Origin of the sequence: Carnobacterium sp. (assembly GCF_049673005.1) — a bacterium.
GTDB lineage: Bacteria > Bacillota > Bacilli > Lactobacillales > Carnobacteriaceae > Carnobacterium_A.
In genome coordinates this window covers 1-15999 of sequence record NZ_JBATXB010000077.1, presented here as the reverse complement: position 1 = coordinate 15999, position 15999 = coordinate 1, and the positions used below count along the sequence as shown (strand labels likewise).

At 35.1% G+C, this 15999-nt stretch carries 13 protein-coding genes; 2 read left to right on the top strand and 11 right to left on the bottom strand.

Translation table 11 applies throughout. The features are described from left to right. Together WBF61_RS06070 and fdrA are read right to left on the bottom strand one after the other, a co-directional pair. Window positions 1–368: DUF1116 domain-containing protein (locus WBF61_RS06070; protein WP_424254825.1), on the bottom strand; the 368-nt coding region annotated here is incomplete at its 3' end. 42 nt (window positions 369–410) lie between these two features. Further along, complete coding sequence (gene fdrA / locus WBF61_RS06065; RefSeq protein WP_424254824.1) at window positions 411–2168, bottom strand: acyl-CoA synthetase FdrA; 1758 nt, start codon at window positions 2166–2168, stop codon at window positions 411–413. Window positions 2169–2693: 525 nt separating this feature from the next. Here fdrA and WBF61_RS06060 point away from each other — a divergent pair. Next, window positions 2694–3542 carry an alpha/beta hydrolase gene (locus WBF61_RS06060; protein WP_424254831.1) on the top strand — a complete coding sequence of 283 codons (849 nt, stop codon included), beginning with the start codon at window positions 2694–2696 and terminating at the stop codon, window positions 3540–3542. Between the two features lie 64 nt (window positions 3543–3606). Here WBF61_RS06060 and WBF61_RS06055 read toward each other — a convergent pair whose 3' ends face one another. After that, entirely contained in the window at window positions 3607–5214 is a 1608-nt protein-coding gene (locus WBF61_RS06055; protein ID WP_424254822.1) for an L-lactate permease, read from the bottom strand. 272 nt (window positions 5215–5486) lie between these two features. Here WBF61_RS06055 and WBF61_RS06050 point away from each other — a divergent pair, with 272 nt between their 5' ends. Then, window positions 5487–7115, top strand: a complete 1629-nt coding sequence (locus WBF61_RS06050; protein ID WP_424254821.1) for a PucR family transcriptional regulator — start codon at window positions 5487–5489, stop codon at window positions 7113–7115. 59 nt (window positions 7116–7174) lie between these two features. Here the strand turns inward: WBF61_RS06050 and WBF61_RS06045 are convergent, their stop codons facing one another. From WBF61_RS06045 to WBF61_RS06010, 8 genes are all read right to left on the bottom strand, one after another. Then, window positions 7175–7879: a Crp/Fnr family transcriptional regulator gene (locus WBF61_RS06045; protein WP_424254819.1), complete on the bottom strand. Its 705-nt coding sequence runs from the start codon at window positions 7877–7879 to the stop codon at window positions 7175–7177. Between the two features lie 240 nt (window positions 7880–8119). Next, window positions 8120–9061 (bottom strand): carbamate kinase, encoded by a 942-nt coding sequence (arcC, locus tag WBF61_RS06040; protein WP_424254818.1) that lies wholly within the window; start codon window positions 9059–9061, stop codon window positions 8120–8122. A 164-nt stretch (window positions 9062–9225) separates the two neighbouring features. Then, on the bottom strand, window positions 9226–10242 hold the full coding sequence (gene argF, locus WBF61_RS06035) for an ornithine carbamoyltransferase (protein WP_424254816.1): 1017 nt from the start codon (window positions 10240–10242) through the stop codon (window positions 9226–9228). A gap of 66 nt (window positions 10243–10308) precedes the next feature. Then, complete coding sequence (arcA, locus tag WBF61_RS06030; protein WP_424254829.1) at window positions 10309–11535, bottom strand: arginine deiminase; 1227 nt, start codon at window positions 11533–11535, stop codon at window positions 10309–10311. Window positions 11536–12262: 727 nt separating this feature from the next. Then, a complete protein-coding gene (locus WBF61_RS06025) occupies window positions 12263–13501 on the bottom strand; it encodes an ABC transporter permease (RefSeq protein WP_424254814.1) in 1239 nt (412 codons plus the stop codon). Next, window positions 13498–14208, bottom strand: a complete 711-nt coding sequence (locus WBF61_RS06020) for an ABC transporter ATP-binding protein (RefSeq protein ID WP_424254827.1) — start codon at window positions 14206–14208, stop codon at window positions 13498–13500. The genes WBF61_RS06025 and WBF61_RS06020 overlap by 4 nt, the downstream gene beginning before the upstream one ends. Before the next feature lie 8 nt (window positions 14209–14216). Beyond that, window positions 14217–15356 (bottom strand): efflux RND transporter periplasmic adaptor subunit, encoded by a 1140-nt coding sequence (locus WBF61_RS06015; RefSeq protein WP_424254812.1) that lies wholly within the window; start codon window positions 15354–15356, stop codon window positions 14217–14219. Between the two features lie 218 nt (window positions 15357–15574). Further along, on the bottom strand, window positions 15575–15999 hold a 425-nt coding region (locus WBF61_RS06010; protein ID WP_424254811.1), incomplete at its 5' end, for an NAD(P)-dependent oxidoreductase.

The window sequence follows — 15999 nt, the reverse complement described above, 5'->3', positions numbered from 1 at the left end:
GCACGGTTGCCATCTGTTTTGTTTTCTACTACTAAAACAGGCATATTACCAGATGTGATTCCACCCATTGGGCCAACAGCATCAACACTGTGACAAGGTAAGAATGAAACTTCTCCTTTATCTAACATTTCTCTAGCTTCTTCTTCAGTTGAAGCCCATTCTTCGAAAAGCATAGCTCCGACACATGAACCTTTCATTGGGTCAGTCATGTTTTCATATTTAATTGGTGGTCCAGCATGCAATAATACTTTTCCATTTAATTCTTTGATAACGGATTTAGCGGGTACAACATCTAATAAAAATGGAGAACCTGCTACAATTTTGTCAATGACCGCTTGGTTCGCTTCGTCAATTGTTTTATAATTCATTTTTTATAAACCCTCCTATATTGTTCTACAAACTTTTTCGTTTTATTTAGCTACGTAATTATCTAAGAAGTACAAGACTTTTTGAAGTTTTACATCTCCACCAGCACTTGGTCTCCAGTCAAATTGAACAGCTTTCCCTTGGTTTTCTTCGATTGCTTCTGCAAAGCTCTTCAGACCAACGTTGATTACGTTTGGTTTTGTGCTTAGCAAATCTAAAACAGCTTGAGATGCTTTTGGCAATGGAGCGTTTGTTGCTTCTTCAACTACTTTGAATCCTTTTTCTTCATCTTTCACTGTGTGTCCTAGTAAACCTAAAGCTGTACGAACAGCTTTGTTGTTGCTTGAACATACAATAACGCCAGCTTCTTCAAGGATTTGTTGTTGACGAACTAAGTTTTGCGGATCAGCTGATGTTCCAACGACTGTTCCTAGAACTAATAATTCGCGTCCATCTTTTTTAGCATTTTCTTTAGCTTCTTTAATAGCTGGAGCTAATTCAGTAGCCATATCATCATGAGCACCGTAACCAAGTACAACGTCTAACAAAATAACTGCTGTTTCTGGGTTATCTCCGGCAGTCTGAATCATTTCAATTCTTTTCTCAGGATCAATCATTGGGTGAGGTTTTCCTTGTGTGTACATGTCATCCCCTAAGTCAATGATTTCATGTCCTGCAGAATTTAGAATAAATCCATCTTCATGAGTTAAGCCTTCTTCAAGGTTTAAGCCATCAGCAATCAACATTCCTGCTTCATTAGCTAATGTTCCACCTGAATAGTACCCTTTGATTAGCGTTTGTTCTGGTTTTAATTCAACAGAAGGAATCTCAACTGTTTCATCTAATGCTTTAATTTCTTCGCCATTTAATAGAGCAACCGCTAATTTAGCCGTTTCTTCTAATGTGTAAGCATGGTAAAGATCTTTTTCATGGTACGTTGGTTTTTCACCTAAGAAAATAGTGACAACTGGTTTAGAAACTTGTCTCAATAAACCAAGCACTTTATCTCTGACAGATTTTGCAGGTGGCTTAGAAATAACCACGATGACATCTGTATTAGGATCTTCTTCTAATGCTACGATTGTATCTAGCATAGTAATTCCGCCAACTTCTTCTGATAAATCACGGCCACCAGTACCAATAGCATTGGTTACACCTGCACCTAATTTATCAATAATCGTTGAAACTTCTTGAATACCTGTACCTGAAGCACCAACAATACTGATTCTTCCTGGTCTAACAATGTTTGTAAATGCCATTGGAACACCATTAATGATACCTGTTCCACAATCTGGACCCATCATAATTAACCCTTTTTCATGAGCTTTTTTCTTTAAACGAACTTCATCTTCAATCGATACATTATCACTGAATATGAATGGGCTTAATCCTTCATCTAAAGCTTTTTCTGTTTCAAGAGCCGCATACGTACCAGGAACAGATAGTAAAGCAACATTTGCTTCTTTGCCTAGTTTCATAGCCGTTTCCCATGTGCGTGCTGATTCAGTTGTATCTTCTGATTCAGTTGTAGCTTGAGAAGCTAAGAATTCATCTACTTCAGTTAAAACAGAATCCATTACGTCGTCGCTTTCAGCGTCTACAACAAGAGCCATATCATTAGCAGTAGCTTTTGCTAGTTCTGGTGTTTTCAAGCCACTTCCTTCGAATAAATCTTTGTTAGCTGGTGTTCCCATCATGATCGATACTTTTTTAACACCTTCAATTGTATTTAATTTGTTCGTTAACAACATTAATACAATCGAGTCTTGATAAGAATTTTCTTTAATTATTGTGTGCAACATTTTGATTCCTCGCAATCTTTTTAGTTTAATTGAACAGTTGACGTATCCTTTAGCCAGCATTCTTAAGTTGAAAACTTAGTTTCATTATTCATTTATTGGTTTCCTTATTGAAAGCAATCATAAAACGTTTGGTTCTACTTTCTTTCAATACGACTTCGTTTTTTTTAAACAAGACCATTTCTTAACTAATGAACTAAATTAACCTCCTTTTCGAAAAATAGTGATTGTTAATAGTCGACTAAGATAAAAACAATAAGCACATGATGCGTTCTCTGAAACCTGTATAAGAACTGCGCTAATAGATTATTTTCTTTGCTGTCAAAGGAAAGGCTTACAGTACATAGTATAACGTCTTTTTAATGCAATTGCATTGTACCATGTAGCTAAGAAATACACCCTTATATTGTCCTATATGTATAATTTTGACCTTAAAGTGGAAAAAACATCCATATGTGAGTATTTCTTTGTTATAATTTTGTTTTATAAACTACTCGTTTAATCTGAATTTAAGGAGGTTTCCTATTGATGGAACCAGAAATTTTTTCTTTTGCTACTTATTCTTCTCTCACATTATCAGCATCTCTTTATCGAGCAACGGACAACTTAAAAAATGAAACCATTCTTTACTTTCATGGAGGTGGACTAATATGGGGTGACCGTGATGACTTACCAGCTGCTTACGTCAACTCCTTTTTAAACGCTGGATACAATCTTTTAACAGTTGATTACCCGCTAGCTCCTGAAACAACTCTTCCTGATATCTATAGTTGTGTGGTGGATGCGGTTAAATGGTTTACTGGTCACTCTGATACCGTCTTACACTTACCCACTAATAACTATTCTTTATTTGGACGTTCAGCTGGAGCTTATCTTGCTTTACTGGTTGGAAGTGACTTAAACATAGAAAAGAAGGCGAACAAAATTATTAGCTTCTACGGGTACTCCTCTATTCAGGAGCCTTTCTATCTTTTGCCGAGTAAACATTACCAGACTTACCCAAGTATGCCTAAGTCATTAATTGATCAACTTATTCAACCTAAACCCCTTGCCAAAGGTACTTTAGAAACGCGTTACGCTATTTACCTTTACGCAAGACAAACAGGAAGATGGCTAGATTTACTTCTGCCAGATAAAAAAAATCAGAATCAATTTTCATTGACTGACGAAGAATTAACAGCTCTTCCACCAGTTTTTATTGCTCAAAGTAGGACCGATCAAGATGTTCCTTTTCAGCAAGGTGAAAACCTTAGTAAAAAGATTCCTGATTCTAAATTTAGTATCATCGAAAATGCGAACCATAATTTTGATGGAGATCCTAAAAACGAAGAAGCTCTTGCCGTTTATCAAGAGGTTATCGAATGGTTATCACTCTAGAAACTTAAGGCACCTTAAAAAAGTCCTCAATACTCGTTTTTAACACGTGTATTGAGGACTTTTTTTATAGCCATTTAAAATCTACATACAACAAAACACCAAAAATCGCAGCGGCCACTAAGGTGTAAGGAATTAATTTAATTAAAACTCTTCCTTCAGATCCCAAAATCCCAGCTGTTGTTGTCCCTAGAATAATGTTTCCAGGTGCAATTGACGTTCCAATACCACCTCCTGCTGTTTGAGCTCCTAAAATAAACGAAGTCTTCAAGCCAATTTGTTCAGAGACATGCAACTGAAATTCACTGAAAAGAATATTGGAAGTTAAATTGCTTCCGGTCATAAACGAACCCAACAGACCAATGAATGGAGCGATAAAAACATACTTTTCTTTCAAAACCTTAGCAATACCTTGAGCCATAATAAATGTTTGTCCCGTTCCTGCCATTATACGAGAAAGACACAACAGAGAAAAAATAGCGATACTTGGCGAAAGAGTCTTAAAAATGGTTTTAGTAAATAATTCCCCCAGACAAGATTCTTCTATCAGTCCGATTTTTCTATAGTAGCCATACGTGACTAAACAAGTAACGAATAATAAGACGCCCACGTGCGTAAGCGGTGTCAAAGGAGCGTAAGATGCTATAGCAGGATTAATAAAATTATAACCAGTTATTGTTCGATTAAAACTAGGGCCGAACTCAACTGAACTCAATAACTCTCTTAGTGGGGTAAAGAGTAAAACCAGTAAAGACAGAGCGGTCATCAGTGTATAGGGCAATAAGGATTGACTAATGGTTGGTTTAGTTTGTGTCTGAAGTGAGCAATCATCGTTTAACCGAACCATAATTTTGCTTTTATTGATTCGCCAAGGTTCGTGATACAGAGCTGTTTTGGATAGCAACATTAATGCGACTAAAGAAAAAATACTAGGAAGAACAACTGCAAGTTCGGGCCTAATAAGTGAAAAAATTAATTGTCCCATTCCTTGCACCACTGAAAGAACCGTCAAAGCTAAAAAACCTTTTTTTATCGCTCGCTTCTTTCCATATTTAAAGGCAATAATTAAATTAAATAAACTCGTTAAGATAAACAATAACAAAGAAGCATAAATAGTGGTTTGAAAGATGAGCGATTCTTCAACTATACCCGTCTGATTAAGCAATGCTTGCCAACCAAGAGCTAATGTTCCGAATGTTCCAGCCCAACTATGTCCGAGGAGTGGAATAATAGCGGCGTATAATGGAGCAACTCCCATCTTCAAAAGTAGCGGTGCTACAATTAAAACGGGCACTCCAAAACCTGTAATGCCCTGTAAAAAACTAGCAAATGAAATACCAATCATAAAAATTCGGATCAACTCATTTGGTGCGAGAATTGTAAATAAGCGATTCAACACATCAAACGAGGTTGCTTTTACTCCAATTTCATAGAGTAGAATGGCTGTAAAGATAACCACGATAATGCTGATTGAACTCCAAGAGGCTTTTAATAATTCAACCGATAATACGGCCCAATTCGCTTTAAAAACAGTGACACTAAGTAATCCAGTGATGCCTAATGTAACAGGTGCCGCTCTTGAAGCTCCCCATTGGAAAAAAATTAAGAGAATCAATAATAACGCAATCGGAATCATACAAACCGTCCAGAAAAACAAATTAATAGGTATAGTCATATTCTCTACTTCCCTCTTCATCATTTTTTTTGTCAAGATTCAAGATTTTTACCTGCATGCAGATTATCTTTTATTCATTTTAACTTCTATGTATTGAATGGTGATGGTTAGTAATCACATTTTCTGGTATAATTTATGTAATGCATTTTAAGTCTAGCACGGATCTTTATATAAATCATCATCGGATTACGCTAAAGTATAAAGCGTTTTCTATCTCGACGAGCTAACCATCATTAATTTTCTCTGCAAAAGAGATACAAGGAAGTGACCGTATGAAATTAACAGTTAAAGAAGTACTTGGTTTCGATTCACTTAAAGAAGCAATGGTTTTAACCAAACATGCTGGTTTATCAAATAATGTAACGGGTATTATGGTTGTAGAAGGACCAGATATCGAAAATTGGGGTCGCGAAGGCGAATTGTTGTTGAGTAGTTATTATGCCTTAAGAGACCTTTCTTCGAGTGAGCTAAATGTATTTTTCACTAAGGCCCATCAACTCAAGATCAGTGGCTTAATCATTAAAATTGATCGATTAGTCGTTTCCATACCTGCTTATATCATTGAATTGTGTGAAAAAAATGAACTCCCTTTAATTCAAATACCTAAACAGACTCAATACGAGCCAATCTTATTAGATGTTATGGGAACAATTATTAACAACAATATCCATTTATTAGAAAAGTACTATTCTTTGCAAAACCATTTTACAAAAATGGCTCTAAATGAACCTGAAATAATTGATATTTTATTGGTATTGAAAGAGTTAATCAAAAAACCCATTAGTTTAAAAAATACGTTGAAAAATGAGTGCATCAGTACTGATCCACTTTATAACGAAGTTACATCTATTCAATCCATCGCTTTAAACAAACAAAAGTATATGAATTATGATTACACTAGGCGAAAAGTTGCCTCTGAAATGTTAGAAAAAAATAGCCTTTACACACAGCTTGTTGTCCCTATTCCTAACTTAAAAATTAATTCTTATGAACTAATTATCCATGAAGTAGAATCACCAACTCCACATGAAGATTTTTTAGCCATTGAAAATACTATTAGCTTTCTTCAAATGGAATTACTGAAAAAATACGCTGTTTCTCAAACAACCTTACATTATAAAAATAGCATTATATCAGATTTATTAAACAATAGAATTGAAGATAAAGAAGAACTTAATGAAAAAATTAGGAGTTTGAAATTGGTTGATGGATCTAATTTCCGTATCTTCATTTGTCATTTACCCACCATCTCGTTAACAGCTGAGATTTCAGATGAACAACAAAAGAAGGAACGCCAATTTGCTTATACTTTTATTGAAGATACGAAGAAATATTGGCCACAACACGTATACTTAATCCGCAATCATAAAATTGTTTTTATTTTGGATACTGAAAAAGACTCTGAAGAAACGATTAAGAAGAACTTGCTTTCTAGTATAGAAACAAGCAAAAGAATGCTTTCTATTAATGAGTTAGACATGTCCATTAGTTTTAGTTATACCGGCGATCTGTCTCATTTAAATTCTTTATACAAACAAGCCAAAAACACACAGAGAATTGCAGCTTTATTTGGCGAAGAAAATGCTCTGTATAGTTACCATGATATTGGTATTTATCAATTATTTTCTGATTTGAATCATTTAGATCAATTTGAAAAGTTCATTCCTAAATCTCTACTCATATTGAATAAAAATCAACCTGAACTAATTGAAACGTTAAAAATATTTTTAGATAACAATCAAAATTACAAAGATACGGCTGATACTCTATTTCTTCATCCTAAAACAGTCCGCTATCGTTTAGATAAAATAAAAAAATTAACCTCTATCCAATTTAATAATGCAGAAGAATTGTTGCAAATTAATGTTGGTTTACGGTTATTAAAAATGATGGCAAAATAATAAATAAAAGACAAAAAAGAACTCTGCCACTAGTTGGTTGAGCTCTTTTTCTTTGTTTTTTATTCTGAATAGGATTTAAAATAGGTAGGATTTATAAACGTGAATTGCTTATGCTCATACTCTAAATGATGATTTTCTTTTAGTTGTTTTATTATGCTCCCTACTGTTTCCCTAGAGCACCCACTTATATCCGCTATTTCATTAATGGTAATCGGATAAGGAATTTCGATTAATTTAGGCGTAATATGCTTCCCTAAGTTCTCCATCAAAAATAGTAAGGTATTGATGATGCGACTTGTAGCACTCGAAACAGCCAAATATTGAATTCGCTTTTCTTGTTGACGTAAAATGACCGATATCTTTTTATAAAGAAATACCAACTGTTCTGGATTGTACAAAGCTTGTTGTTCGAAACTATCTGTTGGTAAATAATACAATTCAATATCTGTTGCTGCATATGCAGAATAATGATAATTTTCATCGGAGAACAGGCCTCCGTAAGGGAACAATGTATCGGGGTTATTGTAATCGATGTATTGAAAAGAAGCACTTTTATCGAACCGTTCTATTCTAACAAGTCCTTTTTTTAAATAAAATAATTTTTCGCGTTTATCCCCTTCATCGAATAAAACTTGACCCTTTTTGTAGCTTCTAAGATACAAGTGCTTTTTAAGACAATTGAATTCTGATTCAGTAAAGTTTGCAAAGACGGGTTTAAAGCGTAATTCATACAACTGGTTCGTATTCATCTGTTTGGTTGGCATTTGATTCGCTCCTCATTGTGTCAAATTAACTAAATGAACAAATAAAAATGGGATATGTTGTTTATGCATCTATGCATTTATTATAGCATAAACGTATAGTAAGCGCCTGCTTTTACCTTAACTTATGTACCTATTCTTTAAACTAATTTTTTAAAAAATAGTAAAAGCACCTTAAAATAATCCATTATACTAGCTGGTTTATTCTAAGGCACCTTATTTACTTATTTGTTAATCGATTTATTATTTTGTAATAATTGTTCCGCCGTTACCTTCTAACACGTTTTCAACGTTTTCTAAAGAAGTGATCATCGCTTTACCTTCTGGGTAATTTTCAACAAAAGCAATTGCAGCTTCTACTTTTGGCAACATACTGCCTGGTGCAAATTGATTTTCTTCAATGTATTTTTTCATTTCAGCAACAGTCACATTTTCTAATTTCTTTTGATCTGGTTTATTGTAGTTTACGAATACATTGTCTACTCCAGTTAAAACAACTAACAAATCAGCTTTTACTAATTCAGCAAGCTTTTGAGAAGCAAAATCTTTGTCAATTACAGCTTCAATACCCGTCAATTCACCGTCTTTAACGATCACTGGTACTCCACCGCCTCCAACTGAAATTGTTACAACTCCACTTTCAACAAGTTGATTTACTACTTGATATTCTTGTATGCTAACTGGTTTTGGCGATGCAACTACTTTACGCCATCCTCTTCCAGCATCTTCTACGAACACTGAACCTGTTTTATCCATCTCTTTTTTCGCATCTTCTTCTGTTAAGAAAGGTCCGATTGGTTTTGTAGGATTTTTAAACGCTTGATCGTTTTCATCTACGACTACTTGAGTAACAATAGAAACTACTGATTTGTCTATTTTACGTTTTGCTAAGGCATTGCCTAGTGCATTTTGCATCCAATAGCCAATACTTCCTTGTGTCATCGCTACGCATGTATCAATCGGCATTGCTGGATTTTTTTCACTATCTGTAGCCGCTTGTTGCAATAATAGGTTTCCTACTTGAGGACCATTTCCGTGTGAAATGATTAAGTCATCCCCATTTTCAATGAATTTCACCAAATATTCCGCAGTATTCACTAGTGCCTCTTGTTGTGCAGCAGCACTTGCATCATCTGATAAAATAGCATTTCCACCTAAAGCGATTACGATTTTTCTCTTTGTCATATTATCCATCCTATCTCTACTAATATTTTTTAAAATAACAACGTTCTTTCACATTATATGCGGAAGCGGATTCATTTACCAGCATTTTATTTTTCCACTAGATAAAAAGCATAAGGATATTTTGATTCCTTATGCTTTAAAACCCTTATTTCACTTGTTTTCTTTTATACTTTTGGAATAAATAAATTACCTAAAGTAGCTGCCATAATTGCTTTGATAGAATGCATTCTATTCTCAGCTTGGTCAAATTGGCGAGCATGTTTGCTACGGAAAGCTTCATCTGTTATTTCCATAGCTGTAATGTGATGATCTTTTTCAACTTGTTTGCCGTAAATCGTTTCAGCATCATGGAAAGCAGGCAAGCAGTGTAAGATGATCATATCTTCTTTTCCAGTAGCGCGAACCATATCCATATTGATTTGATAAGGCGTCAATAGTTCAATTCGTTCAGCAAACTTATCTTCTTCACCCATGGATACCCAAACATCTGTGTATAAAGCATCCGCATCTTTAACACCTTTTTTAACATCATCTGTAATCATGATTTCGCTACCAGATGTTTTAGCGTATTCATTAGCCATATCTACTAATTTTTGTTCAGGGAATAATGATTCAGGAGAAACGATTCGTATATTCACTCCTAATATTGCTGCCGTTACTAATAAACTATTGGCAACATTATTGCGACCATCTCCAACATAAGCTAGCGTAATGCCTTCAAGGTGTCCAAAGTTTTCTTTTATTGTTAAAAAGTCAGCGATCATTTGTGTTGGATGCCAGTCGTCTGTTAAACCATTCCACACAGGTACACCTGAAAACTCAGCCAATTGTTCGACCGCTTTTTGGCTAAATCCTCTAAATTCAATTCCATCAAACATACTGCCTAACACACGAGCAGTGTCTTCTACTGATTCTTTCTTACCTAATTGGATATCGTCTTTTCCTAAATATTCAGGATGAGCGCCTAAATCAATTGCCGCTGTAGTAAAAGCAGCTCTTGTTCGTGTTGAAGATTTTTCAAATAATAAAGCAATGTTTTTCCCCTCTAAATAATGGTGAGGAATATTTCTTTTCTTCAACTCTTTTACGTGCTCTGAAAATTCAATTAAATACATTAATTCCTCTTTAGAAAAGTCTTTTTCTGCTAAAAAACTACGTCCTTGAAAGATTGGTTTTGTCATGTTATTTTCCTCCTATTGGTTAATTCTTAAACATCGAGTTACTCGTTCTTTTTTTGTTTGAAACGATTAAATATCCTCACGAACAAACGGCATTGTCATACATCTTGGGCCCCCACGACCACGGACTAATTCACTTCCTGGAATTTTAATTAATCTTAATCCCGCTTGTTCCAACAATTCATTCGTAATGGTATTGCGGTCATACACGACAACGACGCCTGGTGCTATCGTTAATGTGTTTGATCCATCATTCCATTGTTCGCGAGCTGAGTCTACAAGGCTTCCTCCGCCACATCTTAACAACGTTACTTTTTCTAACCCTAAAGCTTCTGCTAATACTTCATCTAATTTTTTACTTTCCTTTTCTTCAAGGACAACTTCTCCATCTTTACCCGGTTTGATAGAAATGACACGTAGTCCTGCTTCGATTTCTGGGTGAATAGTAAATTTGTCATAATCAACCATTGTAAACACCGTATCTAAATGCATAAATTTACGATGCTCTCCAATATCGAATCCCAAAATTTCTTTAAATGCACCAGCTTTGAATACCCGTTTTGCTAATTTTTCAATGGCACGAGAATCAGTTCGCTGTGAAATACCAATAGCTAAAATATCTTTAGAAAGGACTAATTCATCTCCACCTTCGATTCGATCTTCTTCATCACGTGAGTAAAATTTATCTACTTTATCTTTGTATTCTGGATGGTAATTAAAGATAAAGTCCCCATAAATTGTTTCACGGTTACGTGTTTCAGCAAACATCTTATTGATTGTTACACCGTTAGCCATCGTTGCGAATGGGTCACGTGTAAAATAAAGATTGGGCATTGGATCAACTAAAAATGGGTAATCGCTCTCCAGTTGGTCCGCTAAAGAATTATCAAAGTGAGCTGTTTTCAATTCCGTTTTTCTAAAACCTTCCATTGTTTTAAGAACCATATCGAAGGTATCTAATTCCACTAACTGTTCCTTTACAATGTTTTTAACATTTTCAGAAACAATTTCCGTTTCTGACAACCACTGATCAATAAATGCTTCTTTTACATTTCCAGCATCAATGGCTTCTGCAGCTAGCTTCTCTAAATAAACAACTTCGACTCCTTCAGTTTCTAATTCTTTAACGAAATTATCATGTTCTGCTCGAGCTCCTTTTAGATAAGGAATATCATCGAATAGTAATCTATCAAGGTAGTCAGGCATTAAGTTTTCCATCTCTTTGCCTGGACGATGCACCATAACTTTTTTTAACTTACCAATTTCTGACATAACATGGATGGGATTATTCACTATTATTTCCTCCTCTTGTTCTTATTTACATCCTTATGATAACGCTAACAATTGAATATGAAAACTCTTATCACTCATACGAAATGTCGATTTCGTCGCATTATTTTCATCCTCTTTTATATATATTCTTTATACAGTATAATTGTCCAACAATGAGTGTTTATGCTGTATATTCATCTTTTTTATACATTTTTTATAATTTTAAAAAGATGGTTATTATTGGTATTATCGAACCAAACATTAAAAAGAGATGAGAAAACGTTGATAAAATAGTCTTTCTAACAAAAAAACGTGTCGCAGATTTCAACGAATCTCTAGCTTCTTTTCAAAGCGTTACAGTTTATCCATCCTGTATATTCACTCTATTTAGATTGATACGCATCACTATCAAAAACACCTTTCGCGATGATCGTATCGTAGTATTTTATTAACACACATAGGAGATTTTGATGGCGTATATGCGTTTGTGTTTTTAATTCAGACGAGTTGGGCCGTATTTTGAGTCCACTGGTCCAAATAAAAAATAAAATAGCCCAGTCAAGGTAGTTAAAACCTCAACTGAGCTTTCCCGTATTTAGTTTGGACGAGTTAGGACCGTTTACTGATCCACTCGTCGTTTTTTTGTTGCTTTATTCGTCTTTAATAGATTCAATCAGGAATTCTACCTGACTGATGCTAGAAAACAAGCCATATTTGTAGTCTTTTCCGTCTTGAATCTCGTTTATTCTGTTTATTGGTAAATAGCTTTAATTGGGTCCATTTTAGCTGCGTTAACCGCGGGCATGATGCCAAAAAACAGTCCGGTTAAAATAGATACAGACGTTGATAATAGAATCGTTTGCATCGTTAATACTGGTTTTAAGTCCATAAAACTACCCGCTAAAACGGCTAGCCCATATCCAGTCATTAGACCCAATAAGCCACCTATAAACGTAATAAAAGCTGCTTCAAGAATAAACTGAAATAAGATTGTGCGAGGTTTGGCTCCAATAGCACGACGGATACCTATTTCACGTTTTCGTTCGGTGACAGAAACGTACATAATATTCATCACACCAATTCCACCTACTAATAAAGAAATAGCTGTAATGGCCATCAAGAAATTAACAATGCCTGCCATGTAACTTTCCATTTCTTGTTGCATTTCTTCGTTTGAGCGATCTTGTTCAAATGTTCCTTGTTCATCAGGGTAATTTTCACTTAGTTCTTGAATTATAGTATCCGTTGCAGTGTAGCGATCGGTATTCTCGTCGAATTTAATTTTCAAGCCCATAATGGGTTTGTATTTCGTTAAATCGTTGTAAGAAGACCGGGTCACAACCGATGATGAAGCAGTCATATAATCATCTCCTCCACCAGTTAGTGGTGCAGACTCAAAATCATAAGGTGTTTTGATGCCAACGACTTCGTACATATATCCACTAAGCGAAATAGCTTGCCCAATCATCTCTTCTGGATTATCGATTGCCAAACCATAATCAAAGACATCATGAGACAAAACGATAACATCATGATTTGCATCTGCTGCAGTGAGATTTCGCCCATACAATAAAGTACTATCTTCAGTGTAGGGAGTCAATTGAACCGATGACATCTGTCCGAAGTAATCAAAGTCAGCGTTGATTGTTTCAACAGTGCTTCCATACCCCATACTTTCTCCATAGTCAGGCAAAACAGATGCTACACCACTTGTTTTTTTAACTCGTTTCATGTCAATTTTTGAAAAAGCAAAGGTTGATTCCTCATAATAGGTTGGATCCTCAGACATCGGCATGACGTATTGAATCTTTATTTCATTTAGATTAGTTGAATCAGCTAACGAAAGGGTTTGTAACCTAATCCCCTCACCTAAAGCTGCAATCGTTACAACAGAAGCTATCCCAATAATAATTCCCAACATTGTTAAAAATACTCGCAGTTTATGAGCTTTTAAACTTAGGAATGTACTAATTAAAACATTGCGAATCATTGGCTCATCACCTCTTCTTCAAAACAGCCATCTTTCATATAAATAACTCGTGAAGCATAGGTCGTCAAATCTCTGTCATGTGTCACCATCACAATTGTCTTGCCCTCTTCGTTTAGTTTTTTTAATGTATTCATGATAACTTTGCCTGTTTCGCTATCCAATGCTCCAGTTGGTTCATCAGCCATAATCAATAAAGGATCGTTAACCAAGGCACGTGCTATTGCTACGCGCTGTTGTTGCCCGCCAGATAATTCCGTCGTTTTATCTTTCATTTTTTCACCAATTCCAACCAACTCTAAGTAACGTTGAGCTTTTTCTTTTTTCACTTTTGCTTGGTGGATGCCTTTATAGACCATTGGCAATTCTACATTTTGTTGCACATTCAATGAGTCAATTAAGAAAAATTGTTGAAAAACAAAACCAAAAAAGGCATTACGGTAGTCTGATTTTTTATTTTCATTTAAAGAAGAGACATCCTCTCCTCGAAAATGATACGTTCCAGCAGTAATCCTGTCTAAAAATCCAATGATATTCATCAGCGTTGTCTTGCCACTGCCGGATTTCCCCATAATCATAATGAATTCACCTTCATAAATTTTTAAGTCTAGCCCTTTTAAAACAGTCGTTTCTTGCTTTCCACGTTTAAATGTCTTCGTCACATTGCTTATTTCGATAAGAGGTTGAGTTGTTTTTAATTTCTCCATTATATCATCCCCTACTCTTCCACATTCACAGAATCCATTGCTTCACTAGTTGGTGTTTCATCGAGCAATTGACCTTCTTCAACGGGTATTTTTGATGAAACAATGATTTGGTCTTCAGCCTCTAATCCACTAGATATTGCCGTATTTTCTCCTTCTTCATCACCTAGTTGAACAATTCGTCTAACAACTGTTCCGAAATCATTCACTAATACATAATGAACCGCATCCCCTTCATGAAGAATGGCTTTTGTGGGAATAGTGACAGCTTCTTTTCCGATATTAACCACTGCTTGAACATGGTATCCGTTTCGTATCCCTTCCAATGTGTCTAAAGAGAGTTTGACTGGATAACTAGACATGGTAGACGGCTGTCCATACTCGCCTTCTTCAGCACCATCTTCTGTTGGATTTAAATCAATAAAATCAACTTTTCCAGTGACTGTGTAATCATTAGATATAACTTTAATATCCGCAGTTTGTTCCTTTGTAAGTTTTCCAACATCTTTTTCATTTACTGTTCCAGAAACATAAAATTCATCTGAAATAAGTTTTAAAATGGGTGATTCAGCATCTTTTACTTCTGGAACATACACTTTCCCTTTAAATGGAGCTACAATACTTTTGTACTGTTGTTCTTTTAACGAAGCGAGGTTATTATACAATTCTGTTATTTCAGCATCTAAATCGTCTGTACTCATATCCATCTTTACTTCTTCTAGCGTTTGAGTACGCTCTTCTTCAGGTAGCTTATTCCAATTTTTGATTGCTAAATCTCTTTTATAAATAGCATTTGAACGTTGAGTTTCCATTCGAGCAACTTGGTTCGTTGTATCGCTTAGTTGAGTAGCCACTTCCGTATTTTCGTATGTATAAAAAACGGTTCCTTTTTCTACTGTTTCTCCATTCTTCACTTGTAGATCGCCCATAACTCCATAAGCTTCTTCTTTGCTAAACTCTTGAGATTGTTCTGGTTTTACCGTTCCATTAACAAAAACTTGTTCCATACTCGGTACTGTAAAATAATCAATTTCATATGGATCCTCAAATTCTTCTACAACTGGTTCGCTTGAAAAAAAGATTTTTTGTGAAATAATTCCTATGACGACAATTCCTACTACAATTCCGATTGCTGTTCCTAATTTCTTTTTCATATCATTTCTCCTTAATTTTAGATTGTTCAAACAGTAACAATTTTTTATTTTAAGCCCTTCTATTCACGTAAACGTTCTTTTCTTATTATGCTAGTATCATACCCCATTCTTCCTTTTATTTCTATCGTTATATTACCAAAATAGGAAATAAAAAAAGAAGGAAGATAAGCCCTAAAAAATGGGTCATCTTCCTCCGTTTCATCTTATTTAGCGTAGCATTATTTTACTTCAAATGCACTTTCGCCACTTGTTAGAATATCTTGTGTAGCGCCTAATGAACCTTCTACTAGGTTTTCAACAGCTGTTTCTGTATAGAATGCGATATGAGGAGTATAGAATACGTCGTCTCTAGCCATTAATTTATTAAAGACTTCGTCCTCAATTGCTGCACCTTTCAAGTCTTTGTTAACAAAAGAATGTTCATGTTCATACGTATCTAGAACAGCGCCCGCTAGTTTATTGCTTTCTAACGCTTCAAGCAAATCTTCTGTATCAATAATTGTTCCTCTGGCCGTGTTAATCAAAAATGATCCGTCTTTCATTTGTGCAAACAGTTCTTTATTAAATAAATGGAAGTTGTCATCGGTTGCCGGCATATGAATAGAAATCAAGTCAACTTCTCTTACCAATTCTTCAAGTGTGT

Coding starts and splice junctions, on each gene's coding strand:
- fdrA (WP_424254824.1), bottom strand. CDS start 2,168: ATGTTGCACACAATAATTAAAGAAAATTCTTATCAAGACTCGATTGTA.
- WBF61_RS06060 (WP_424254831.1), top strand. CDS start 2,694: ATGGAACCAGAAATTTTTTCTTTTGCTACTTATTCTTCTCTCACATTA.
- WBF61_RS06055 (WP_424254822.1), bottom strand. CDS start 5,214: ATGACTATACCTATTAATTTGTTTTTCTGGACGGTTTGTATGATTCCG.
- WBF61_RS06050 (WP_424254821.1), top strand. CDS start 5,487: ATGAAATTAACAGTTAAAGAAGTACTTGGTTTCGATTCACTTAAAGAA.
- WBF61_RS06045 (WP_424254819.1), bottom strand. CDS start 7,879: ATGCCAACCAAACAGATGAATACGAACCAGTTGTATGAATTACGCTTT.
- arcC (WP_424254818.1), bottom strand. CDS start 9,061: ATGACAAAGAGAAAAATCGTAATCGCTTTAGGTGGAAATGCTATTTTA.
- argF (WP_424254816.1), bottom strand. CDS start 10,242: ATGACAAAACCAATCTTTCAAGGACGTAGTTTTTTAGCAGAAAAAGAC.
- WBF61_RS06025 (WP_424254814.1), bottom strand. CDS start 13,501: ATGATTCGCAATGTTTTAATTAGTACATTCCTAAGTTTAAAAGCTCAT.
- WBF61_RS06015 (WP_424254812.1), bottom strand. CDS start 15,356: ATGAAAAAGAAATTAGGAACAGCAATCGGAATTGTAGTAGGAATTGTC.